The sequence below is a fragment of the Paenibacillus terreus genome, from assembly GCF_042138595.1.
Lineage (GTDB): Bacteria > Bacillota > Bacilli > Paenibacillales > Paenibacillaceae > Paenibacillus > Paenibacillus terreus.
Genome location: NZ_JBHIRX010000011.1, coordinates 111,740 through 136,180 on the forward strand (window position 1 = coordinate 111,740; position 24,441 = coordinate 136,180).

20 protein-coding genes and 1 other annotated feature are annotated in these 24,441 nt (G+C 50.6%); of the genes, 5 read left to right on the plus strand and 15 right to left on the minus strand.

The window, feature by feature from the left end; translation table 11 throughout:
* Window positions 1-67: 67 nt before the first annotated feature.
* The 11 genes from ACE5KN_RS19615 to ACE5KN_RS19665 form a co-directional block, all read right to left on the minus strand.
* Complete coding sequence (locus ACE5KN_RS19615) at window positions 68-2,140, minus strand: peptidoglycan D,D-transpeptidase FtsI family protein (protein ID WP_375524289.1); 2,073 nt, start codon at window positions 2,138-2,140, stop codon at window positions 68-70.
* A 217-nt stretch (window positions 2,141-2,357) separates the two neighbouring features.
* Window positions 2,358-4,676 (minus strand): glycoside hydrolase family 3 N-terminal domain-containing protein, encoded by a 2,319-nt coding sequence (locus tag ACE5KN_RS19620; protein ID WP_375524288.1) that lies wholly within the window; start codon window positions 4,674-4,676, stop codon window positions 2,358-2,360.
* 18 nt (window positions 4,677-4,694) lie between these two features.
* Window positions 4,695-6,293, minus strand: a complete 1,599-nt coding sequence (locus ACE5KN_RS19625; RefSeq protein ID WP_375524287.1) for a response regulator — start codon at window positions 6,291-6,293, stop codon at window positions 4,695-4,697.
* A complete protein-coding gene (locus ACE5KN_RS19630) occupies window positions 6,241-8,070 on the minus strand; it encodes a sensor histidine kinase (RefSeq protein ID WP_375524286.1) in 1,830 nt (609 codons plus the stop codon). The genes ACE5KN_RS19625 and ACE5KN_RS19630 overlap by 53 nt, the downstream gene beginning before the upstream one ends.
* Before the next feature lie 36 nt (window positions 8,071-8,106).
* Window positions 8,107-8,937 (minus strand): carbohydrate ABC transporter permease, encoded by an 831-nt coding sequence (locus ACE5KN_RS19635; RefSeq protein WP_375524285.1) that lies wholly within the window; start codon window positions 8,935-8,937, stop codon window positions 8,107-8,109.
* A 201-nt stretch (window positions 8,938-9,138) separates the two neighbouring features.
* On the minus strand, window positions 9,139-10,014 hold the full coding sequence (locus ACE5KN_RS19640) for a carbohydrate ABC transporter permease (RefSeq protein WP_375524284.1): 876 nt from the start codon (window positions 10,012-10,014) through the stop codon (window positions 9,139-9,141).
* Window positions 10,015-10,158: 144 nt separating this feature from the next.
* Complete coding sequence (locus ACE5KN_RS19645) at window positions 10,159-11,466, minus strand: extracellular solute-binding protein (RefSeq protein WP_375524283.1); 1,308 nt, start codon at window positions 11,464-11,466, stop codon at window positions 10,159-10,161.
* A 354-nt stretch (window positions 11,467-11,820) separates the two neighbouring features.
* A complete protein-coding gene (locus ACE5KN_RS19650) occupies window positions 11,821-12,837 on the minus strand; it encodes a glycoside hydrolase family 130 protein (protein WP_375524282.1) in 1,017 nt (338 codons plus the stop codon).
* Between the two features lie 237 nt (window positions 12,838-13,074).
* Window positions 13,075-15,153: a peptidoglycan D,D-transpeptidase FtsI family protein gene (locus tag ACE5KN_RS19655; RefSeq protein WP_375524281.1), complete on the minus strand. Its 2,079-nt coding sequence runs from the start codon at window positions 15,151-15,153 to the stop codon at window positions 13,075-13,077.
* An 80-nt stretch (window positions 15,154-15,233) separates the two neighbouring features.
* Window positions 15,234-16,385, minus strand: a complete 1,152-nt coding sequence (locus tag ACE5KN_RS19660) for a transglutaminase domain-containing protein (protein ID WP_375524280.1) — start codon at window positions 16,383-16,385, stop codon at window positions 15,234-15,236.
* Window positions 16,386-16,409: 24 nt separating this feature from the next.
* Window positions 16,410-16,856, minus strand: a complete 447-nt coding sequence (locus tag ACE5KN_RS19665) for a hypothetical protein (RefSeq protein WP_375524279.1) — start codon at window positions 16,854-16,856, stop codon at window positions 16,410-16,412.
* Between the two features lie 215 nt (window positions 16,857-17,071).
* On the opposite strand from ACE5KN_RS19665, the gene ACE5KN_RS19670 reads away from it, so the two are divergent.
* Both ACE5KN_RS19670 and ACE5KN_RS19675 read left to right on the plus strand, forming a co-directional pair.
* On the plus strand, window positions 17,072-18,214 hold the full coding sequence (locus ACE5KN_RS19670; RefSeq protein ID WP_375524278.1) for an MFS transporter: 1,143 nt from the start codon (window positions 17,072-17,074) through the stop codon (window positions 18,212-18,214).
* Window positions 18,215-18,766: 552 nt separating this feature from the next.
* A complete protein-coding gene (locus ACE5KN_RS19675) occupies window positions 18,767-19,156 on the plus strand; it encodes a toprim domain-containing protein (RefSeq protein WP_375524277.1) in 390 nt (129 codons plus the stop codon).
* Window positions 19,157-19,176: 20 nt separating this feature from the next.
* Here ACE5KN_RS19675 and cyoE read toward each other — a convergent pair whose 3' ends face one another.
* Complete coding sequence (gene cyoE, locus ACE5KN_RS19680; protein ID WP_375524276.1) at window positions 19,177-20,121, minus strand: heme o synthase; 945 nt, start codon at window positions 20,119-20,121, stop codon at window positions 19,177-19,179.
* A 474-nt stretch (window positions 20,122-20,595) separates the two neighbouring features.
* Window positions 20,596-20,835 (minus strand): alpha/beta-type small acid-soluble spore protein, encoded by a 240-nt coding sequence (locus ACE5KN_RS19685; protein ID WP_375524275.1) that lies wholly within the window; start codon window positions 20,833-20,835, stop codon window positions 20,596-20,598.
* A gap of 118 nt (window positions 20,836-20,953) precedes the next feature.
* On the opposite strand from ACE5KN_RS19685, the gene ACE5KN_RS19690 reads away from it, so the two are divergent.
* Window positions 20,954-21,121 (plus strand): hypothetical protein, encoded by a 168-nt coding sequence (locus tag ACE5KN_RS19690; RefSeq protein WP_375524274.1) that lies wholly within the window; start codon window positions 20,954-20,956, stop codon window positions 21,119-21,121.
* Between the two features lie 58 nt (window positions 21,122-21,179).
* Here the strand turns inward: ACE5KN_RS19690 and trpS are convergent, their stop codons facing one another.
* Window positions 21,180-22,169, minus strand: a complete 990-nt coding sequence (trpS, locus tag ACE5KN_RS19695) for a tryptophan--tRNA ligase (protein WP_375524273.1) — start codon at window positions 22,167-22,169, stop codon at window positions 21,180-21,182.
* A 74-nt stretch (window positions 22,170-22,243) separates the two neighbouring features.
* Window positions 22,244-22,487, minus strand: a binding site (T-box leader).
* A gap of 132 nt (window positions 22,488-22,619) precedes the next feature.
* Here trpS and ACE5KN_RS19700 point away from each other — a divergent pair.
* Window positions 22,620-23,585, plus strand: a complete 966-nt coding sequence (locus tag ACE5KN_RS19700) for an aldose 1-epimerase (RefSeq protein ID WP_375524272.1) — start codon at window positions 22,620-22,622, stop codon at window positions 23,583-23,585.
* An 88-nt stretch (window positions 23,586-23,673) separates the two neighbouring features.
* Window positions 23,674-23,922: an alpha/beta-type small acid-soluble spore protein gene (locus ACE5KN_RS19705; protein WP_375355101.1), complete on the plus strand. Its 249-nt coding sequence runs from the start codon at window positions 23,674-23,676 to the stop codon at window positions 23,920-23,922.
* An 80-nt stretch (window positions 23,923-24,002) separates the two neighbouring features.
* On the opposite strand, the gene ACE5KN_RS19710 is transcribed toward ACE5KN_RS19705, so the two are convergent.
* Window positions 24,003-24,413, minus strand: coding sequence for an O-methyltransferase (locus ACE5KN_RS19710; RefSeq protein WP_375524271.1), 411 nt, complete (start codon window positions 24,411-24,413; stop codon window positions 24,003-24,005).
* Window positions 24,414-24,441: the final 28 nt, after the last annotated feature.

Consider the following 24,441-nt stretch of genomic DNA (forward strand, 5'->3'; position numbering starts at 1 on the left):
CTCAAAAGAAAAAAGCTTCCCGCCTAAATGGATCAATGGCCGGAAGCTTTCTCTGCTCATATCTGATTCAAGGCTGCTGCTGTTCATTTTGTGTATTCTCGTCTGTCTTCTTCGGCACCCCGTCAAGCCCGTATACCTCATCGTAAGCCTCGAAGATTTTGCGCGCTACAGGAGCTGCGCTTGTCGCACCAAAGCCCCCTTCAGGAATGACAACGGCTACCGCCAGCTTGGGATTATGGCGGGGAGCAAAGGCAATAAATACACCGTTATCCACCATTCCTTTACCTTTAACCCACTGCTCCGAGGTACCGGTCTTGCGGGCAAAATCATAAGGAAATCCGTTAAATGCCGCTACTTTGGTGTTCATGCCACGAATAACTTCATTCCAATAAGCATCAGGAAAATCCACCTCATTCAGCACCTTGGGCTTGATGGTCCGCACCACATTGCCATCAGCATCCCTGATTTCACTCACAAGATGCGGCTCCATTCGCTTTCCTTTGTTCGCAATGGTTGCGGCGTATTGGGCAAGCTGCAGCGTTGTATATTTCCCCTGCTGCCCGAACGAGCCCTGCACCATGCGTGTCAGCACACTTTCATGCTCTTTTTTGTACTCCAGATATCCGAGATATTCTCTTGGAAGATCTACACCTGTAGAAACTCCAAGTCCGAACTGCTTCATATATTGGTGCCAGACCGTAATGGCTTCAGAACCGTATTGGCTGTACAGCTTTTTGCCGACCATGTCGACCATGAAGGTATTGGAGGATACCTCAATGGCTCTCGCCGGCCTCATGGGGCCGTAGGCATGCCCGCCCGAGTTGCCCACACGGGAAGAGTTGTTCCGTCCATAATAAGCGGAACCGTTGTCATAGTAGGTGTCCCATGTTGAAAAAAATCTTTCCTCCAGGCCAATCAACACGGACAGCGGTTTGATCGTGGAACCGAGCAGCAGCACCGATTCCGGATGATCGCCTGGCCGATACGCTTTCACCGGCCTAATGGTCCCGTTTGTGTACATTGGCACTATTTCGTCCATAACACTTGGGGCAACTCCGCCAGTCTGCCACACATTTGTGTCATAATCCGGCATGCTCGCCATCGCCACCACATTGCCGGTCTCTACCTCCATGGCGACCGCATAACCTGTCACCGCATCCCTGTGAACCTTGCCTGATACGGCATGGGTCTGCAAATATCGCAGCTGCTCCTGAATCGCATGCTCCGTCTTCAATTGGATTTCCTTATGAATGGTTGAGTAGATATTATGGCCTTTTTCAGGCGGTGTGACCGATTCAACCCCATCCGGCAGATTGCGTGGATTAATGGTCACGGTTTTGAAGCCGTTTTTGCCGCGCAGCTCATCCTGATACTGCAGCTCCAGCCCGTCATAACCCACCGTCTCCTCTTCCTGGTACACCCGGCCCGGATTGTTCTGGGAATCTGCTTTATTATGAATGGCACCATATTTCTCCAGACTCGTGCGTGCGTTCTTGTACCTCCGGATATAACCTACAGCCTGAACAGCCACTGTATCGGGATCATAATGGCGAAGCCCCTCCTCCACGATGTCAATGCCGGGGTAACGGTCCTTGTGCTGAAGGAAGTAGGCCACTTCTTCAGGACTTAAACCCATTTTGATTTTGCGCGGTGTAAAACCCCGATGTGTCACATAATTTCTATCCATTCTCTCCATGATTTCTTTCGCCGTCAGCTTCTCGGCATCTTTGTCCCCAAATTCTGCAAATACTTTCTCAAGATCCCGGCTCAGCGCCTCCAGCTCCGGAAGAATCCGGTCCTCCTCGTCGCGCTTTTCCTCCATGGTTTTACTGTAGTCCTTCTGCAGCGTCAGATAAAGCGATTGCACAGGAGTGGAATAGGCCAGCCGGTTCTTACCTGTCGCATCGTAGATCGTTCCCCTGACCGGGGACAGCGGCACATTGCGCGTAGTCGTACCGGTCTCCTCTTCCTTGAGTTGTTCTCCTTCAACGAACTGCAGAACTGCCAGCCTCACGATCAGGACAGTAAAAAGCAGGAATGAGCTGAAGAAAAAAACGTTCATTCTGGTAACAAACCCTTTTCTCTGTTTTGCTTCAGTATCCGCCTTTTCGCGCAGTTTCTGCCAAAAAGAATGCTTCATCATTAAAAAATCAGCCCCCGATAGCGCACAGTTATCCTAATTTTACCTTATAGCACTGTCAGGAAATTAACAACGAGATGACAATATTGTAAATAAGCTGGAAACCAAAAAACACAAAAGAACCTCCACTCCTGCCGATAAAGCAAGTAGTTAGAGGTTCATAGTGAATCTATCTCTTCAAACGCACGGAAGAGAACTTACCGGCCTTTTTGATGCCTTAATCCCCGGTCACAGCCAGCTCAAGCTCCATTTCCGCCGCAGCCGCGGAGTTCGTGCCAACCATGACTTTAAGCCGGCATGGCTCCAACGCGAATTCCATGCTCCGGTTCCAGATCGACAGCTTCTCCTCATCCAGCAGAAAAGTAACCGTTCTTGATCCTCCCGGCGCAAGCCATATCTTCTCAAACGCCTTCAGCTCAAGCCTGCGGCGTGTAATACTTGATCCCCCGGCTTGAATGTATAGCTGAACCGTCTCGGCCCCGGCCGTTTCTCCCAGATTTTCAATCAGAACGCTGATCTCGAACACCCGGCCCTGCCTCAGCTCCGAAACGGTCAAAGCGGCAGACTGCGCACGGAGACCCGTGTAACGGAAAGTAGTATAGCTTAAACCATACCCGAACGGATACAAAGGCAGCGAGCTTGAATCGGCGTAATGTCTGATCCGGCTTGGCTTTTTCTGATTGTAATAGACCGGCAGCTGACCCACCGCACGCGGCAGCGAAACCGGCAGCTTGCCGCTCGGGTTGACCCTGCCGAACACAATCTCCCCGATCGCCTGGCCGCCCTCCGTCCCCGGATACCAGGCGCACAGCAGCGCGCCGCAATGTTCATCAATGGCCGTCAGCTCATGGGGTCTTCCCTGGATGACGATGACAACAACGGGCGTCCCGGTGGCATGGATTTCCCGCACAAGCCGCTCCTGAATGCCCCCCAGCTTCAAGCTGGCGACATCAACGCCTTCGCCGCAATCCATTTCCGTTGGTGCCCCTTCAGAGATGATGGCCTCGCCGTTGTTATCAAATTCGCCGCCGAACTGGCGGGCGCTGCTGCCGCCAACGACAAGCACAGCAACATCCGAATTTCGTGCCGCCTCCACGGCTTCTTTCAGCCCTTCCGTGGATTCGTCACGGATACCGCAGCCGCGCGCGTAGACGATCTCCGTATCGGCGGGAGCCGCCATCCGGATTCCCTGCAGCACGGTCGTGCCTGTTCCTTTGCGCTGCACACTTGTATAATCACCAAGCTGATTATACAGATTATCTGCATTCGGGCCGATAACCGCGATGCGGCGGGCATTGGCGTCCAGGGGCAGCAGTCCGCCCTCATTGCGCAGCAGCACGACTGACTCGCGCGCCATCTGCAGATTGACCGTCCGTGCGGTATCGCTTTTTACGACAGATGCAGCACGGGTGATATCCGCATAAGGCTGGTCAAACAGCCCCAGCCTGAATTTGAGCAGCAGCACGCGGGCCACGGCCCGGTCTATGTAATTCTCCTGAACCAGCCCCTGCTCAACCGCCTGCTGCAAAGTGGTGAAGGCTGTATCCCACAGGCTTAAATCCACGCCCGAGGACAGCGCAAGCGCAGCGGCGGCTTCATAGGATTCCGTCAGGGCAAGCAGGCGGTCAACGGCAGCTCCGTCAGCCATAACGATCCCGTCAAATCCCCATTCATCACGCAAAATGCCCGTGAGCAGCTTGGAGTTGGCATGACAGGGGATACCGTCGATTTCATTATATGCCGCCATACATCCGGCAGCTCCAGCCCGAACGCCGGCCAGCATGCCCGGCAGGTGAATCTCGCGCAGCTCGCGCTCCCCGATTGCCGTTGGACCGGAGTTCAATCCTCCTTGCGCTTCACCCTGTGCACATAAATGCTTCAGCACAGCGGCAACCTTATCCGGCGCTTTCAGATCAGCGGCATGGGTCCCCTGCATTCCCCGAACTACAGCCTCTGTCATCCGGGCCGCCAGGTAAGGGTCCTCCCCGTAGCACTCTTCGGAGCGGCCCCATCTCGGTTCATGCAGGATATCAAGCGCCGACACCAGTCCGATATGAGCCCCCCTGGCGCGGATCTCCGCCGCAACCTGACCGTAAGCGCTCTCAAGCAGCGTTGGGTTCCAGGTGGAGCCTGCGCCCAGATTCACGGGCAGCAGTGTGCCGTCCAGCGCCTGATGTCCATGCGGGCATTCTTCGGACAGCAGCACGGGAATGCCAAGCCTTGAATGCTCCATCACATACCGCTGCACCTCGTTGGCCACCTGTGCATTGTCCAACGTAGGTATACCATTCGAATAGTTGACTCCAGACCAGGGATCGCTGCGGAACAATCCGTAAAGGGCGCCCATCCCGCCGCCGAATGCCACCTCCCGCTTAAATTCTTCTGTCAATTCAATTCCTGTTTCGTTGCGGCGGTAAGCATCCCAGCCATACATATGCTGGTTCAGCTGTCCGACCTTCTCCTTCAGCGTCATCCTGGGCAGGAGATCAGCCGTTCTTTCCTCAGCTGAAAGCGAGCTGTCCTTATACTTTTCCATGCCTTGGTTCCCCCTCCGTCAATGTTTAACGTTCAGTGCCCGGAACTCCTTTGGCGTCATCCCCGTATGTGATTTAAATACAGACACAAAATACTTATACTCCTTATAGCCCACTTTGTCGGCAATCTCAAACACTTTATCATGGGTTGTGGCAAGCAGATGCTTTGCATGGTCAATACGCAGCTCATTCATATATTCGGTAAAGCTTTTACTGGTGCTCTGCTTGAAAATATAACTGAAATAGCTTGGTGTAATTTTAAGCCAGGCCGCCACCTCGAACGCCTTGAGCTCGTTGCAGTGCTGCTCCTCCATGTACTTCTTGGCTTTTTCAACAATCCAGTAGGACTTGTCCAGCCCGTTTTTGCCCATAAGCTGCAGCAAATGCAGCATTTCCTCATTCATCAGCGACTCTAAGCCGTCATAGGAATTGTACACATACGGATCGGCAGTTTCCCCGCTTCCATGGTCAAGCTCTGTCAGTCCGCTTTGGCGGAGCCGCTGGCGCAGCAGGATAGAAATCTCCTCACAAGCTTTAACCACCTCATGAAGCAGAAAGCTCCTCTCTTTGAAAAAAAGAAACATATCCCGCACAATCCGCTTTACATCTGCTGCATCCTGCTTGAATAGGGCTGCCGCCAATAGCTGGACTCTGTCGGCACTGTTATACTCGGGCATAGTTCTTCCGCTCTCGGCTCGCTCCCGCGATTCAGGCAGCAGGACCGCCGCCTGATCCAGCACGTGATAATCCAAAATCCGGCGGGCCTCCATACAGTAATCAGCCGTATCTTCCAATCTCTCATAAGGACGGGAAGCGGCACAGTACAGCCGGACGCCCTCCGTCATTGGCCGCACCGCCTCCGCTAGCACCTTTTCCCATTCGCTGCACTCCGGCTTCCTGTCCGCAACGGCAAGAATGAACAACAGATTCATGTGATCGAATACGGAAATACTGCGTAAGAAATGCCTTTCAAGACGGCGGTGTACTGCTTGCAGCCATTGCTGCTGGACAGCCGTATATTCCCGGTCGGACAATCCTGTGCGCCAGACGGAGAACTGGTCGATTTGCATCGCAATAATGCGGTATTGTTCGCCCTGCAGATGAGGCGGCAGTACTTTGTCATAATGAGGAACGCTGCGTACCATATTGGATAACCACAGCGCATCATTCGACAAACGCTGTGTACCCTCTTTGCCGGATTCCGCATTTTTTTCATTCCTTATTTCTTCCGCGACCTTGCGGACGACGGAAACAAGCTCATCGATATCCACCGGCTTGAGCAAATAATCGGATACGCTCAATCGGACGGCCTGACGGGCATACGCAAAATCTTCGTAACCGCTGATCATGATGACACGCACATGCGGATAACGCTTCTTTAACTGAGCGGTCAGCTCCAAGCCGTCCATTCCCTCCATACGGATATCGGTCAGGAGCAGATCGATGTTGTGTTCCTCTGTCAATCGCAGAGCCTCTTCCCCGTCATACGCTTCACCGGCGACTTCGATGCCCAGCTGCTCCCAGTCGATCGTACAGCGCAGGCCCTGACAGATCACCGGTTCATCATCAACGATCAGCATCCTGATCGTCGGTTTCGACACCTCCAGGTTGTTTTTCATGCTCCAGACCTCCTCCGTTCCCGGTAAATGGAATCTTCAGCCGAATCCAGGCCCCTTCCTCATCCGATCGGATCACTTCCAGGCCATAAGCCTCTCCAAAATAAATGGACAGCCGATCATGAATATTGTGGATCGCTCCCGTTCTGCCTCCGGGGCCTGCGCTCGCACGGCGCAGCGAGAAGTTCAATGCCTCCAGCTGTGCGGGAGGCAGGCCTCTCCCGTTATCCCGCACATCGATCCAAACCTCGCCTTCCTGCTCGTAGCAGCGGACAGATACGGCATTTGCCCTTTTTTTGCGGTCGAGACCGTGCTTCAGGAAATTTTCCACCAAAGGCTGAATCGTGGCCTTCAGCGTAATCGCGTCGGCAACCGTCGCTTCGGTATACAGCGTATAGACCAGCCTGTTCCCCAAACGGCGCTGCTGCAAGTACAGGTACGAACGCACAAACTCAAGCTCCTGCCGGATCGTGGTCACATAACTTCCGCTGTTCAGGCTGGAACGGAAAAACTTGGACAGCATTTCAATCAGCTGGCTTGACTGCTCCGCCTTCTCCAGCCTTGCCGTCCAGCGGATCATATCGAGCGTGTTGTAAAGAAAATGCGGATCCATCTGGTTCTGCAGCAGTTTGAGCTCCGCTTCCCGTTCCCGCAGCTCCAGCTTGTATTTGTGCTCAATCAGCTCGTTGATCGTGACGACCATCTCATTAAATTGGCTGTTTAATTCTGAAATTTCATCATTCGACTCAATGGGCACCCTTGCGCTGAAATCGCCCAGTTTAACCCGGTTGGTCTCCTTTTTCAGCCTTAAAATCGGGCGGATAATCGTATAATGAAAACCGAACAGAGCCGTGAGACCCAGCAGCAGGATGGAGCACAGAATCAGGTTCATCGTCCATTTAACGCCGCGCAGCTCCTTATCGAGCACGGATTGGGGAATCATGGCCACAACGGTCCAGCCCGTATTTTTCATTTCATGGTAAAAGGTCAAATAGCTGCTATGCTTTAAATTATAGGTGACAAAACCGTTTTCTCCCGCTTTAAGCCTGCTCATCAGTTCAGCGTTTGGTCTGAAACCGTCCGGCAGCGGGCTGCCGGTCTGCAAAATGCTCTCGCCCTCAGGCCCGATCACAAATACACTGCCGTTTTCTTTGACAATACCGCTTTCCAGCAGTCCGGCTACACTGGATTCGTCCATCCTGATCACCAAGTGACCCAGCGGAACCTGGATATCCGTGTAAGAATTGAGCACCCGGAACAGGGAAATCAGGCGGACATTTCCGCTCCAATCGCTGTATATAGGGTAACCTTCACTCCAGACGATGCCTCCCTTGCGAAGATCAGCCTTGTTCAGCCAGAACTGTTCGCTGCCCCGCACCGGCTCCCCCATTTGAATGGAATTGCCGTTAAAGCCGGAAATCGTAATGGATTTAATATAATTTTTGGACATCAGTTGAAACGTAAGGAAATCCTCAATGTTTTGCTTGCGGTTATCCAGCTGGTCTCCGCTTAACGGAGCGTTGATACGCAAAAAATCCCGCATATCCGGGTTCAATATCAAATAATCCGCAATATCCCCCACCATCTTGATTTGCTCCTCAAGCTGATTGGTTACCGTATCCAGACTCACTTTGGTAGCCTGCACGAACTGATCGCGCAGCACCAGTGTAAACCGGTACTGCACAATCACTCCTACGCCAAGGGTCGGAAGAATGATGAAGAGCAAAAAGATAATGAGCGCTTTTTTGGTCAAACCAAAGCTTTTGCGTTTTGCCGCCATAACTTTTCGCCCCCGAGCGCCCGGCTGGACGGATGATCAACCCTTGACGGAACCGGCGGTCATTCCGTTCACCAGCTGTTTTTGCAGCAGCAGGTAGAAAATGAGGATCGGAATGAGCGCAATGGTCAATGCGGCCATTTGCAGTGTCAGACTGGCAGTTTCAATGCCGACAAAATTGGCGAGGCCAAGCGGCAGCGTTTTTAGTTCGGACGAGTTGATCAGTACCAGCGCGAACAAGTATTCATTCCAATTATATATAAAATTGAGGATGACGACAGTTGCCATCGCGGGCCTTGTAATCGGCAGAATGATCGACCAGAAGATACGGAACACGCCCGCCCCGTCCATGACGCCGGATTCCTCCAGATCCTTGGGGAAACCTTTCATAAAACCTTCCAATATAAAAATCGTCAAAGATAAATGGAAAGCCGTATACGGCAAAATAAGCGACAGCCTGGAATCAAGCAGATGCAGCTTCTGCATAATGATAAAAATCGGAATCAGTGTCGCATGAATCGGCACAATCATCCCCAGCAAAAACAGACCGTACGTGAGCCCACGCAGCTTGAATTGAAATCGGGACAAAAAATAGGCGGCGAGCGCTCCCAGCAAAACCGTCAAAACCAGGGAGGCAAGCGTTATAATTACACTGTTCAGGAAATAGACATTCATGTTGGCTACTTCCCACGCCTTGGCGTAGTTGGAGAACTGCAGCACCGTTGGCAGCGAAAAAGGATTTTGCGCATATTCCTGCTCGGTTTTGAAGGAATCGACCACCATCCAGAAGAGTGGAAAGATATTTATGATGGCAAATACGCTAAGCACCAGGTATGTCAAAAAAGTCAGCAGACCCGATTTTTCTCTCATCAGATGTTCCCCCTTTCTTTAAATACGTGTTCAAAAAGTCAGATTTTCAGCACCGAGAAGGTTGAATGAAGATAGGGCCTGAGGAGCGGAGCGTACTTGAGGTACGTGAGCACCGGAAGGCCCGGCTGAGTTCAAGATTCGATGTCGAATATGCTTCCTGACTTTCTTCGTGATCAAAAGATGACTTTTTGAACTACCTCTTTAAGCGTCTTTTTCTCTGCTGATACGGTTCACAATACTAATGACAATCATGCTGAAAACCAGAATCAGAATGGATACGGCACTGCCGTAACCGAAACGCATGTTCATAAACGCGTTGTTATACATATAAACGGTCATGACTTCCGTGGCATGCGCCGGTCCGCCGCCTGTCATAATCTGAATCAGGTCGAAGACCCGGAACGAATTGCTGATGCTGAACACAATAGCGACAATAAGCGTACTGCGGATCATCGGGATCGTAATGAGGAACGTCCGTTTAAGCCCCGTCGCCCCATCCAGCTCAGCCGCTTCATTGACCTCGGCGGATATGTTTTGCAGGGCTGCCAGGAAAATGACCATGTACAAACCGCAGTTTTGCCAGATATATGCGATGCTTATCGAGATCATGGACCAGGACGTATCGCCGAGCCAGTTCCGCTGCCAGCTTTCCAGGCCCACCGCCCCGAGCAGGCTGTTCAGCATCCCGTATTCCGTGTTATAAATCATCCCCCAAATCAATGAAACCATAACGGAGGAAATGACGACTGGCAGAAAACCGACGGTGCGGAAAAAACCCGCTCCTTTCAGCTTACCGTTCAGCAGCAGCGCGAGCAGCAAACCAAGCGGAATTTGCCCTACGATCCCCGTCAGCATAATGAACAAATTATTTTTTACAGATGTCCAGAAGATGTCGTCCTTAAAGATTTCAATAAAATTGTCGAGACCCACAAAGGTCATCGGACTGATCCCATCCCAGTCCATCAAGGCATAATAAAATGACATCCCGATCGGAACGAGGGCTATGCCGATATAAATGACAAGTGCGGGCAGCAGCCCGAAAAAAATGGCATATTTCGTCCCTTTTAGCGTATGCACTGTATGACCTCCTTTTTCGTAGTTGCTTTCATTCTCCGCCACTTTAAGAAAGAAAACCCGATAACGGATTCTCAGATTGCCGGGAGAATTCGGATTATACGGGTTTTCTTCCTGGCTGTTGGCCAGCGGACGCCGCCTGAGTTGTTATTTCCCCAGCTTTCTGTCCAGTGCTTCCTGGACTTCCTTGGCCAGCTGCTCCGGAGTGGTACGGCCAACCGTCATGGCCTGCAGGCCGTTTTGCATAACGTCAACGACTTGTGTCGGGATAATGCTGTCGAATACCGGAGACGTACCCTTGCCTGTCAGCTCGATCATTTCCTTCAAATACGGGCTGGCATCAGCAGGAATGTCCACCTTGGCCGGCACGACAACTCCTTTGCTGATCAGTTCCTTGTACAGATCCTCATTTACAAAATATTTCATAAATTCAAATGCTGCCTGCTTCTTCTGTTCATCGAGACCGCTTTTGACGGCGATTCCATACTGCACGACACCTGCGGATTTGGTTGCATCACCATTTCCACCCGGCATGCTTGGGAAGAGGGCGATGCCAAATTTGTCGCCTTCCTTGTTTTCGATACGGATTCTGCTGTCCACCGTGGAGGAAGATACGTGCATGGCGGCTTTTCCTTGAATAAAGTAATCCTGCGCCTGTACGGAATCCATATTGTTGGCATCCGTATTGAAGGCGTCCAGCTTCGTCAACTCTTCAACGACACCAAGTGCTTTCACAAATTGCGGGTCGGTAAACTTGGCTTCTCCGCTCAGTACTTTGTTCAGGAAATCACTGCCTACAAAACGCTCTGTGAGCGCCGACAGGTAGGATGACTGCAAGGGCCATTTCTCCTTGTTGCCCAGAGAAAACGGCGTTATGCCGGCGGCTTTCAATTTTTTGACCGCATCGATGAATTCGTCATACGTCGCTGGAAAATGATCATATCCCACGCTTGCAAACATTTCCTTGTTGTAGTAAACAATATCGACAAAAGTCTGCTTGGTCGGAACCGCATACTGCTTGCCATCGAGGGCAAAACCGGCCAGCGCGTCCTCAGGCAAAATGTTCTTCCAGGCATCCATTTCCGAGTCAATCGGCTCCAGCAGACCACCGCTCGCGATCGGCTGCAAATCGGCCCCCGGCCACACGACATTGATATCCGCCAAATTGTTGGCGGCGGCCAGCGTCCGCAGCTTTGTTTTATATTGCGCTGCCGGAACACCATCCTGCTCAATGACAATATTCGGATGCTCTTTCTCAAAAGCGGCAATGCGCTGCTTGTACACTTCATTATCCACATTCGGGGAAGTCCACGGATGCATCATCGTCAGCGTGATTTTTTGCGTCCCCTGCGCCGACCCGTTATCCGTACTGCTCCCGCATGCGGCGGTCGTAAGAGCCAGCAGCGAAACCGAACCGATCAGTACTGTCATTTTCATTTTGTTTAACCATTTCATATTGCAGCCCCCGTTTCTGAATCTGATTGTAATCTGACAATAAATGATCTCTTTTATATCATCGAAAGCTTACAATCCAATTATATATGTTATATTTTCTCCACTACATCCTACAAAACATCAATTATATCCTAATTTATTAAACTTAATTTCAGATATTAGGCATGAAAATCTGAAAATGCGTTATGAAAGTTTACATTAAATAATTCTTTTGGTAAACGCTTACATAGCAGTGTGAAAGAAACACCGTTCCCAAATCCCAAACGGCATTCCATATCAAGTTCAGCCTGCAGGCTGCTGCTGACTCCCCAACCCGTCTTGCCCCGCTGCAGGCCGACCCTCAAGTCTTTTGCTTTATTGCGGTTCGTTTAAAATGTAATCCACCAATTCATTCAGCGGAACGGTTGCCAGCGCGATGGCCGTATCCGTCACACCGTAATAGATATACAGCAGTCCATCTTTAACGACATTGCCTGTCGGGAAAACAACGTTCGGGATTTGATAACCGAATTTCTCATAATAAGTTTCCGGCTCCATAATGAAGTTGCGCGTTCTGGCAATGATGATTTCGGGATTATCCAGATCAAGCAGCATCGCTCCAACACGGTATACCGTGTTTTCATCTACACCATGGTACAGCACGAGCCAGCCTTTGTCCGTACGTACTGGAGGTGTGGAACCACCGATTTTCTTGAATTCCCAGCTTTCGTTCTCGGCTTTTGCCAGCAGTTTCGGTTTGTCCCAATGGATCAGATCATCCGAATACGTGATCCACATGGCGGCCTTCTCCGTGCCGTACTCTTCGCCGATGTACTCTTCCGGACGGCGCAGCAGAACATATTTGCCGTTAATCTTTTCCGGAAACAAAATATTGTCACGATCATTAATATCAAGCTCGGTTGTGTCGCACAGGTACTCCCAATGAATGAGATCCTTGGATGTGACGATGCCGGAACGGGTCAGCCAATGTCCGGGATCTTCGCCCCAGCCGTCCGGATATTCAGGAATGGATCTTTCCGGTACTCCCGCTCCGGTTGGATAATAGCTCATGGCACACGGACGCAGCGCATAATTCAGATAGAAGGTGTCGTCGATTTTAACAATGCGTGGGTCCTGCACGCTGCCGTAAGGAAAGCCCAGCTCATCCGGCGTGAGGATCGGTTCATCCTTAACATGTGTAAAATGGACGCCATCTTCACTTTCCAGCAAACCAAGATAATTTTTGCACGGAGTCAGCGAGCCCGCCGTACGTTCAATCATGTAAAACTTGCCGTTATCGATGATGACGGCCGGATTGAATACGGTTACTTTTCTCCATTCGAACAAACCTGGCACAACAATCGGATTTTCCGGGTGTCTCGTGATTTTCATGAAAAGCCTCCTCATCAAAAGCTGTTTTCGTGTGTAAACCTATACATTGACCTAATTATAGCCTCCGAGCAAGCGTCATAATATCCGATAAAGTTTAGAAAACATCCGAAAGAATTATGTTGCTTTTTGTTTTTTTATAAAACGCTTTCAAATTTTAGAGCTTGTGGAAATCATTAAGAAAAAAAGCATCCAGAGAGTCTCCTCACTGGATGCCAGTTTAAAATTTATAGACGCAAATTATTGCTGCTCAGTGTCCGCCTCTTTGTTAAGGTTTTTCTTTGGAACGCCGTCCAGCCCGTATTCTTCATCATAAGCATCAAAAATTTTACGGGCGATCGGGCCGGCGCTGTAGGCGCCGAAGCCACCTTCAGGTACAACGACCGCTACTGCCAGCTTCGGATTGTTGCGCGGTGCAAAGGCGATAAACACCCCGTTATCTTTCAACTGACCGCCGACGCTCTGCTGCGATGTACCTGTTTTCCGCGCAAAATCATATGGAAAGCCGTTAAACGCAGGTACATCCGTAGCCATCCCCTTCAGTATCTCATTCCAGTAAGCGGACGGGAAATCCACTTCGTTCAGCACCTTTGGCTTGAATGTTTTCACAACATTGCCTTCATCGTCCTTGATCTGGCTGACCATATGCGGTTCCATCCGCTTGCCCTTTGTTGCCAGCATGGCTGTATACTGGGCCAGTTGCATGGTCGTATATTTGCCCTGCTGACCGAAAGAGGCGTAGGCCAATTTGGAGAGGGCAGTCTCGTTTTTATTTGTATACTCCAGCCTACCCAGAAATTCACTTGGTAAATCTACACCAGTAGACACTCCCAGGCCGAATTCCTTCATGTATTTATCCCAGACCGCAACACCTTGGTCCAGTTCCGAATTCGTACGATACTTGTTATACAGTCTCTCGCCGATCATATCCACCATGAACGCATTGGAGGAGTGCCTGATCGCGGAAGCCGGATCCAACCCGCCATAAACGTGACCTGAGGAGTTGCGCACCCGTGAGGAATCATTTCTGCCGAATGTAGCATAACCTCTATCCTGATAATAGGTCGTGGTCGTAATCAGATTTTCCTCCAAGCCGATCAGCACAGAGAGCGGTTTGATCGTTGATCCAAGCAGAACAACGGATTCCGGATGTTGTCCCGGCTGCCCTGAAGGAAACGAACGAATCGTACCGTTTAAATATATATTCTGGATTTTCTTGTAATTCTCATTACTTATGCTTCCCGAACTCCAGTAGTTAGGGTCATAGTCCGGCATGCTCGCCATCGCTACGACGTTGCCGGTATCCACTTCCATGGCAACGGCAAAGCCGGTTTTTGCATATGGATGGGTTTTACCCGATACCGCATGACTATGAAGCCAGCTCAACTGATCCATGATAGCCTGTTCGGTCTTCACCTGCACATTTTTGTTAATCGTAGAATATACGTTATAACCTTTGACCGGAGGTGTCACAGATTCCACACCCTGCGGCATATTACGCGGATCGACAGGCACCGTTTTGTAGCCGTTTTTGCCGCGCAATTCCTCCTGGTATTGGTACTCCAGACCGTCGAAGCCGACTGCTTCATTTTCCAGATATACGATCCCTGGGTTGTTTTCGGCGGAGTTCGTTTTCTGAATCTCTTGATACTTCTCGAGGGACTTTGCCTGCCGGGCGCTGCTGTAGTTCTTCACATAACCGACAGCCTGTACCGCAACGGTATCCGGATCATAGTGCCGCACACTTTCCTCAACGACCTCGACACCGGGAAACTCGTCCTTATGCTGCAGAAAATAAGCTATCTCTTTTTCGCTCAGATTCGCCTTGATCAGGCGCGGTGTAAATCCGTTGGCTTTGCGGTAATTGCGGTCCATCGCTTCCAGAATCATATCCGGGGTAAGCTTCTCGGCCTTCGGATCACCATATTGGTTAAACCGGTTGGCCAGCTTCTTTGCCATCTGCTCTAGCTCGGGAAGCAGCTTTTTGTCCGGGTCGCGCAGGCTTTCCGCGCTGTCGCTGTAATTTTTGTCCAATGTAATATACAAGGACTGAATGGGGGTAGAATAGGCCAGCTTGTTCTCTCCCGTAGCGTCATAGATCGTTCCTCTGATAGGTGGGAGCGGTACGCTCTTGGTGATGCTGCCTGTCTCTTCTTCCTTTAACTGGGGACCTTCTACGAACTGCAGGATGGCCAGTCTTACAATAATGACGGTGAAAATAAGAAACGAACTGAAAAAGAAAAGGTTGATCCGGAAGCTGAACCGTTTACGGCCTTCGGCTTCGCTGTGCTTTTCCTGTTCGCCGTTCATCTGTCTCATACGGCTCCGATCTCTCCTTTTTCAGGATAATAACGCTGAATATTCTAACATCATTTGCTTAAGCTAACCTGAAAGGCAGATTAAATCAGCCGATCTTCAATATGGGTCTGGGCAAAATTCGGGGGATTGAACCAATCTCCGCTTTGTGCCCACGTCGGATCCAGCGGCACCCATTTCTTCTGCTCCGCGAGATATACCTCGTTCCAGGCATGGGGGCCATATCCGCCCTGTCCATTGTAACCCAGTCCGGTGACTACTTTAACATCAAGGTTCTGGGAACGGGCCATTACCGCATACAAGCGCGCGTAATCAATACATACACCTTTGCGGGTATCAAACGTATCCTGTGGCGTCTGCTCATGCCATACACCGCGCTGCTCATACGCTTCGACCTTGCCATAATCATACGAAACCCTCGTGCCCACCCAATCATACAGCAGGCGGGCCTTCTCCTCATCGCTGTTGGCTCCGCTTGTAATCTGCGCGGCGGCCGCCCCGATATCATCGGGGATGCTGCGGTCGATGATTTCGTATCGGCGCTGCAGAATCCCGCTGAGCTCCTGCTCCGCCGCCCGGGTAATGACAGGCAGCTTGTCCTTGACGAGCCCGCCGGTAAGCGGGGCAATGACTGTCTGTGCCCCTTCCCTGTACACCGGGGAAGCCTGCACGTAGCTGCTGAAGCTGCTTTCCGGGTACAGGCTAACACCGATAAAGAGCACCGCAATGATCATAATGGCCCGTACACTTCCGATAAGCGCGCCGATTACGGCTCCAGCCAGCCTGCTGAAGAAGCCTGTTCTGCTTCGTTCAGGATCCGAAATTACCGTCCGGCGTCTGCCCATCAGAACTGCATACAGCAGATTCAGCGCCAAACGGACGATCAAATAGCTCAAAAGGAACAATGCGGCAAAACGCAAAAGCGGAAAGATCTGTACAAGATGCAGCACCGTATACCACAGCTGCTCGGCAGTGCTCAATTCCCGCTTCGGCATTTCCTCTGCAAAGACGGCCAGCCGCTGCTGAACGATCGGAGACAGCCATGCAGCCAATCCCAATGAACCCACAACAGCGGCGGCGGCAAGGATGCCGTCGACAAACAAATCAAACAGCGCTCCCGCCGATCTGGACGCGCCGCGCCACCAGCCCTGTATAAACGATAACAGCACGATGGCGATTAAAGCCACCGTAACCCCGTTCAACCGGAGAATGCTCTCCAGCCATTGACTATCCATTGCTTTCCTCCTCGGTTTGCTTCATTACTGTGCCGCCGAGCGGTTCTTCGCGCTTTGCACGTAATCGCCGACGGCTTCGGTGACACTCCACTCGCCGAGCGGCACCCCCCGGAACGATACCTTCACTTTATCGCTGCCGGCTTGTCCCGTTACTTCAATATTGCTGCTCGATACGGTGTAGGTACCGTCATCGTTTGATTTATACTGCGCATCCTTCGCTTCTTTCACCATCATATTCAAGGCCTCGGTCCGTACCGTATCGACGGCCTCGTTGCGGACATTTGTCACTACCTTACTAATCTGTTCTATGGATACGCCGCTATAGATCAGCAGAGCCGCTACAATGACAGCCGCAATCAGCCACTTGACCAGCGTCTTCACCATGTTCAGCACCACGAACAGCACGATCAGGGCTATCAGAATGATCAGCCAGTTCTGTTTTAGAAACTCCATCCAGACATTTGCATCCATTTTTATAAACACTCCGCTTCCTGCTGCAATCCGGCGTATGCCGGTATGATTGGCCAAGCTCTTAAACGGCCGATAAGTAATTATACATGATTTTATGAGACTCTGTCAGCCGCGCTCCATCCTTGCGAAATATACGGTCTATGTTTGTCCGCCCGGGCGTAAGATGTACAACGGGCAACTTGTGCCAAGCTATCAGTGAGAGAGGGGTAATCGGCATGAAAACAGCGCTGTGGCTGTATCTGTTTCTGTTCATTGCATATTTCGATCTTCACGCCCAGTATCCGATGCTTACTCCTTATGCCATATCCTTAGGCGCTGCACCTACATTTATTGGCTGGATGATGGGTATCTATTCACTGACACATCTGCCGGGCAACCTGCTGGCTGGCCCCGGTGTAGACCGTCATGGCAGCAGGCGATATATTATGATGAGCCTTGCGGCGGCAGGAGTCATATTGATCTTGCAGGCTTTCATCCAATCTCCATGGGAGCTGCTGGTGCTGCGGGCCTTCAGCGGATTTGTGCTCGCATTCCTGTCTCCGGCCTGTCTGACGATGCTTGCGCGACTGTCGGATGATCCTGTCACACAGGGAAAATATATGTCTGGACATGGTGTCATACATACCTCCGCATCGGTGATTTCTCCGGCTGCCGGCGCATTCATTGTAGCCAGCTTCGGATTCAGGACGACATTCGGATCGCTTGGGCTTATTCTCATTGCTACCGGAATCATGGCCTATCTTACGCTTCCAAAGAGCAGGCCCGCCATCACAAAGGCTGCCGAATCAGCGGATACGGAAACCGGACGAACTATTCCAGACTGGCGCTACTTCCTGCCACCCTTCGTCATTGCCTGCGCTCAGGGAATTTTGTTCTATGAACTGCCGCTCCACGGATCGGGCAATGCCTCCATCATGTCAACAGGCATTTTATTTTCCATCATCAGCCTTGGGGCACTGCTCACGCTCAGCATGCTTTTTCTTAACCGCTATTCACCGATTCGCCGGCTCGTCATCGGGATATTTCTGATGGCCCTTTGCTTCTATTTAATGGCAGCAACTGAAGCGCCTTTAGGTATTCTGCTGTTTCTGCTTGGCACCACCAAAGGCGTTATATTTCCGGCAATGGCATCATTGTTCATCACCCTGGGCGGCTCACATCTGGGCAGGACTTTTTCGCTGCAATCCATTGTAACCTCCATCGGCTCATTTATCGGTCCGGTCCTGGCGGGTCAAATGCATGGCTATCTCTCACCTTTCTTTGCCGCTTTCCTGATTCTTATGATCGGACTTGCATTTACTCCCTTGCGACGGATTCCCCAGCCTGTTTCCGTCCCATCCGCCAAAAAAGCAGCATAAAAAAACGTCTATGATAAAATTCATCAGAAGCTGCTCCAAGCAGTTTTCGAATGCCAATAAGTCAGCCTTAAATCACGAATCATCCTGATGGCAACAAGCATAAAGGGCCAAAGGTCGAGACAAGAGCAAGCGCTCCTGTTCTCGGCCTTTTTGCCAGTTAGAAATCGCAGGGGATTGGCGATTTCTATTTTCCATTTTTATATTATTAGGCCTGCCAAAAGCTTTCGCTTGGCCTATTTTCCAAGTTGAAATATGCACGGAGCAGCGGAGAGAACGAAGCAATTCCGGAAAAGCCATAGCGTTCGCCTTTGGCCCCAAATTTTTACCACTTAAAAATCAAATCATTAGAAATTAGGGGTCAACAGCGATTGGAGGAATGGTTCGTTATCGGAGCGCCTTACAAACATACAATATGAAGTCAACGAACCTTCTTGGCAGCCTAATTTTTCGTTTTTGCATGATCCCCCGCTTTGTTGCTACACTACAAATGTACAACTATTCATCATTTCCCGGGGAATCACGACAAGCTACTTACTTGAGGGGGTGTGCCTGATGCCTGTCACCATTATCGTCGAGGGCAAGAACGACCGCAGCAAGCTGCGCAGGCTGCTGGATCCCGAAGTTCGCATTTTATGCACCTTCGGCACACTGAACACGATGAAGCTGGACTCCCTGCGCAAGCAGGCCAAGCATGATGAAGTTTATTTATTTATGGATAACGACAGGTCGGGCAAAAGAATCCGCGGCATGCTGCGCGATTCCTTCCCCGACGCCCTTCATATCTATACCAGGAAAGGTTATGCGGGTGTCGAGGGAACACCTGACGAGTATCTGATCGTCCAGCTGGAGAAAGCCGGACTGGATGAATTTATCCTTTATCCAGAAGGGTCTACATTGGGCGAAGCCTTCGGCACCGAGCACACAAAAAAAGAGTTCCGCTGAAGCGGAACCCCTGCCCTATTCTATCCAATCTTGTGAGCCGTATCGAAAATCATCAACAAAAAGCTGATCGTCAAATAATTAATGGAGAACAGGAACACTTTCTTGCCCCAGGCATCGTTATCGTTCGTTTTAAAACCTTTAATGGCAAAGAACAACCACACCAGCGACAAGAGCAAAGTAACAATCATAAATATCCGGCCAGTATATCCGTAAGCATACATCAAAATCGGAACCGGAATCAGCAGAACCAGATAAGGGATGCACTGCCATTTCGTGCGTTCCACACCTTTAACGACCGGCAGCAGCGGAAATCCTGCGGCACGGTATTCTTCCACACGCCGGATCGCCAGCGCCCAGAAGTGCGGCGGCTGCCAAAGGAAGAGCAGCGCGAAGAGCAGCCAGGCCCCTGCATCAATCTTGCCGGACGCAGCCACATAACCGATAACAGGGGGCATTGCACCGGAAATACCACCGATGGATGTGCTCCAGGTGGAAGAGCGTTTCAGCCAAAGCGTATAAATAACGACATATACGAACATGCCCAAAATGCCGAGCAGACCTGCAAGTACGCCTGAGAATAAGAACAGGACCGCCAGCCCGGCAATGCCAAGAATTATTGCATAAGTAAATACTGCAGCAGGAGTAAGGCGTCCGGTTGGCAGGGAGCGTTTGCGCGTGCGTTCCATCTTCGTGTCCAGTTCGCGGTCAAAATAGTTATTAAATACGCAGGAGGAAGCCATGACAAGTACGGTCCCCAGCATCGTAAGTATCATCTTAATATAATCAACATCCCACTGGGAAGCCAGCCAGAAGCCGCCAAAGGCTGCGACCAGATTTGTCCGCAATATACCAGGCTTGGTTATGGCAATATAATCCTTCCATGTCCCGGCTTCATTGCCGGGCGGCTTGGAAGATACCGTAACAGCAGCCGCATCCGAGGAAGCTTTGTATCCAAAGTCACTCATGTTAAGTTACTCCTCCTTTATATGATCAAGAAGAAAGCGTCTACCGCAGTACTCTCAAAGGAGACAGAACGCGTTATACTGACGTTTCTCCGCGACTATAGAATGGCTCAAACTCCGCCAATTTTTTATTCTATAATCCTCTGAATATCGAAGGAGTCCGCCTCCGAATATAAATTTTATCACACAGCCATGCCTGTGAGTTTGACAAAGATCGTACATTTACGCTTATCTCTTGGGCTGATTTCATAAATATTGCCATCTCACCCGTTTTTCTATACCTGTTATCAGAGCTAAAAAAATGCAGCCGTACAATTATGTAAGCGCCCTCTTGACGTATTCATTCATCTGATTCACAATACGTGATAGACGCACAGCAAACAAAGAAAAAGCCGGAGCGATGACGCCCCGGACTTTCGTCCATTGGTGCTTTCAGGATTTGAATGGATCCTGCCCGTGTCTGCTTGGTGGAACCCGTTAAATGAAACGTCCAGCAGATCCTTGAGTCCCGGCATTTCCTGCCAGGGAGGCTTCCGCTTGTTGAACCAGCCGTTTCGTAATGTATCCTCCAAGGGATCCGGCTTCGCGGGACACCATGTTGCCGTAGTAACCGTCTTGCGGGATTGTGATGCCCAGCTCTTGAGCCGCTTCAAATTTCAATTGATCCAGTGCAGCACCAGATTGTTGAATAAGCAATCCTCTCGAACGACGTGCCATATTGGAATCTCCTTTCAGTCTTCTGGATGAGGTTCATTGCAAGCTTGCAAGCTTATTATGGCTCTCCCACATCAACTTATTCCCGTAAATAAAATATTTAAGGTTGGAGGTTTTTCCCATGAGCAAGACATTGTCCTTGTGGTTTGCCGCTTCATCCATATTGCTGCTGACCGCTGCCGCCATTTCCATCAGTCATTCTGCTTGGCTTGCCCTCGGTCTGGGCCTTGCATCCGTGCTGAATATCGGCTGGGGCTTTGCAACCAAAGCGAGACAAAACCGCTCCTGATAGAGCCGTCGCTCTATTAGAGCTTACCGGCCGTCTTCACTGGCTGTTTGACCCCGTTTCAGCCTTTCGGCATCAGAAATCCCATACGTTCTTTAACGGCAGCCAGTGTAGTGGCTGCCGTTTCTCTTGCTCGTTCGGCAGACCGTGCAAGAATGCGGTCCATCTCACCCGACTCGCGAATATCCCGGTAGCGCTGCTGCAGAGGCTCAATAACGGATACTACAGCCTCCGCCAGCTCTTTCTTGAATGCCCCATACATTTGACCCTCAAAACGCTTCTCCACCTCCGCCAGTGATAAGCCCGTACATTGGCTGAAGATCGTCATTAAGTTGCTGACCTCAGGTTTGGCCGCCGGATCATAGCGGACTTCACTGCCCGAGTCTGTTGTTGCGCGGCTTATTTTTTTCCGGATAACAGATGGCTCATCCAGCAGCGCAATATAGCTTCCAGGATTCGGATTGCTTTTGCTCATCTTTTTGGAGGCATCATCCAGCGACATCACGCGTGCCCCTACTTCAGGAATATAAGGCTCCGGTACGGTAAAATACTCCCCATAGCGGTGATTAAAGCGTCCTGCCAGGTCGCGTGTCAGCTCAAGATGCTGCTTCTGATCCTCACCGACCGGAACCAGGTCGGCATTGTAAAGCAGAATATCGGCCGCCATTAGGGACGGATAGACGAACAAACCGGCACCTACAGAATCTTTACCCTCTGCTTTATCTTTGAACTGAGTCATTCTTTCGAGCTCACCCATGGACGTTAGCGTCGTCATCAGCCAGCCCAGTTCGGCATGCTGCGGGACATGGGACTGCATGAAGACGGCCGATTTTTCAGGATCAATACCGGCAGCGATAAAGAGCGCAGCGACTGCAGCGGATTGCTCTCTAAGCAGTTCAGGGTCCTGCGGCACAGTAATGGCGTGAAGATCAACAATCATAAAATAGCAGCGGTGATCCTCCTGCAGTTTAACAAAGTTTTTCATTGCCCCGATGTAATTGCCCAGCGTCAGCTGTCCGCTGGGTTGAATTCCCGACAATACGGTTTTCATTTTGGTATTCCTCCTGCCATTTTCTTCTCAACATCCAATGAACCCCCGAAACGCAAAAAAGCCCGCCATCCCCCAAAAGGGACGCGAGACCGTGGTACCACCCTTATTCACAGATGGTCAGCAACCCAAAACATCATCCATCTGCCTTAAGGTTCCTGTAACGGGGAACAGCCGGCCGGCATACTGGGGAGAGAACGTCTCCTGTTCCGCGTGGCACTCCAAGGTCCATTCGGCAATCAGTCCACACCGGTTCGCATCAGCCACCGGCTTTCTGTAGTGTACTCCTGAATGCTTACTTGTCCTTATCATTGCATTGGCATCTTGTTTGTATTCATGATAATTCCGGAGGAGTTTATTGTCAAATCTCGATTTTGTACTTGCAGACGCAAAATCTGTTATCATAATATGGTACGGTGAAGAGCCGATTACAGTGGACAAAGGAGCATGGATATGAAACAAGTGACCAAAGGGCAATGGAACGGTTACGACACTTACATTTTACATAGCCGGGAACTGGAAGTCACGCTGCTGCCGCGTTTGGGCAATAATGTTATCTCGATGCGGGATAATATGAACGGCCGGGAAATCCTGCGCAAGCCGGCGGAGGAGGATTTATCCTTTTATCTACAAAAGCCGTATCACTTCGGTATTCCCATGCTGATTCCGCCGGGAAGAATCCGCGGAGGGCATTTTGTCTACGATCAAGTGGAGTACCAGTTCGACCGCAATACAGCCAACGACAATCATATCCATGGACTGCATCGCACCCAGGCCTGGTGTGTCAGTGACATTGAAGAAGACGATGATTCCTGCAGCATTACCACTGAATTTTTGACCGAGAATGATGAAAATTGGATGAGACAGTTCCCCGTTCCGCTTCGCCTGGAAATGGTGTGCCGTCTAGAAGGCAACAGCTTCAGCCAAAGCTTGAAGGTTACCCATCGCGGTGAGAAGGCCGTTCCGTTCGGCATGGGCTACCACACATGGTTTCTGCTCGACGGGGAACCGGAGCGGTGGTCGATCAAACTGCCGGTTAACGGAATATATGCGATGGACGAACAGCTGCTGTCCACCGGTGAGGTGGAGGATCTGGGGGCACTCGCGCAACTGCCGGAAGGATTATCCCTGAAGGGGCTTAATCTGGATACGCCTTTGCGAGCCGCAAGCGGCCAGGCCGTCGCCCTCCTTGCCAGGGATGACGGGTACAGCATTAAATACAGTGCGGACGAACAGTTCTTTAAGCATTGGGTTTTATATACCAAAGGGGAAGCAGATCAGTTTTTGTGCATCGAGCCGTACACCTGGCTGCCGAATGCTCCCAATCTGAAGCAAGGAAATGATTTTACAGGCCTCATTCACCTGGAACCAGGACAGACGATTGGTCTGAATACTCGTCTTGAAATTGTTTTCCCCTAATTTACCTCTTTTTTTCTCCCTCCTTCGGCGGATATTTTCATAATCCCGTAGCATACTAACCTCACCACAGCCGAAGGAGGTGAGCATCATGTACGAAACAAATCAAGGCGGCCGTCGCCGTCGCAGCAACAACCTGGTCGTACCTCAAGCCAATGCGTCGCTGCAGCAGTTGAAATATGAGGCAGCTCAGGAGCTGGGCATTACGATTCCACAGGACGGCTATTATGGTAATATGCCTTCCAGAGAAGCTGGTTCGCTCGGAGGTTACATCACGAAGCGTCTGGTACAAATCGCTGAGGCATCCATCGCAGGCCAATCCGGTAAAACCGGTCTGTAATCGTAAAATGAGATCATATGAAGTAAAAAGGAAGCGGCCCTCTATAGGCCGCTTTCCTTGTTATGAGAAGAATTAAAAATTTAAGATGATTCCGTATTAGCTCCCTGATATGTATGGTGCTTGGGATAACGTATCATAAGATTAGCCATGTTGTAATTGGATTCCATCGTGGTATCAACGACGATCATCCCCTGCCTGACCGCAAATTCGTACGAAATTTCCCCGTGCGTCCATTTCTGCTTCAACTTCAGCGCCTCCAGCGCCATACTGCGAAAGGACGAGCGCTGCTGCGAATTTAGGCCTGATCCCGACACCTGCAAACGGCCGCTTCTGCTTTCCACCGGATAATGGCGGATACCAAACTTGCCAATAACGTTATTGCGGATTTGCAAAAACACAATTCCCGAATCCAGACCCGATAATTCGTCATCCAACTCCCGAAAGACCATATCTACCTGTCTGGCCAGCGATAGCTGCTCCATTTTTATCATGAAATACCTCCTTAAGTCTTATATAAAA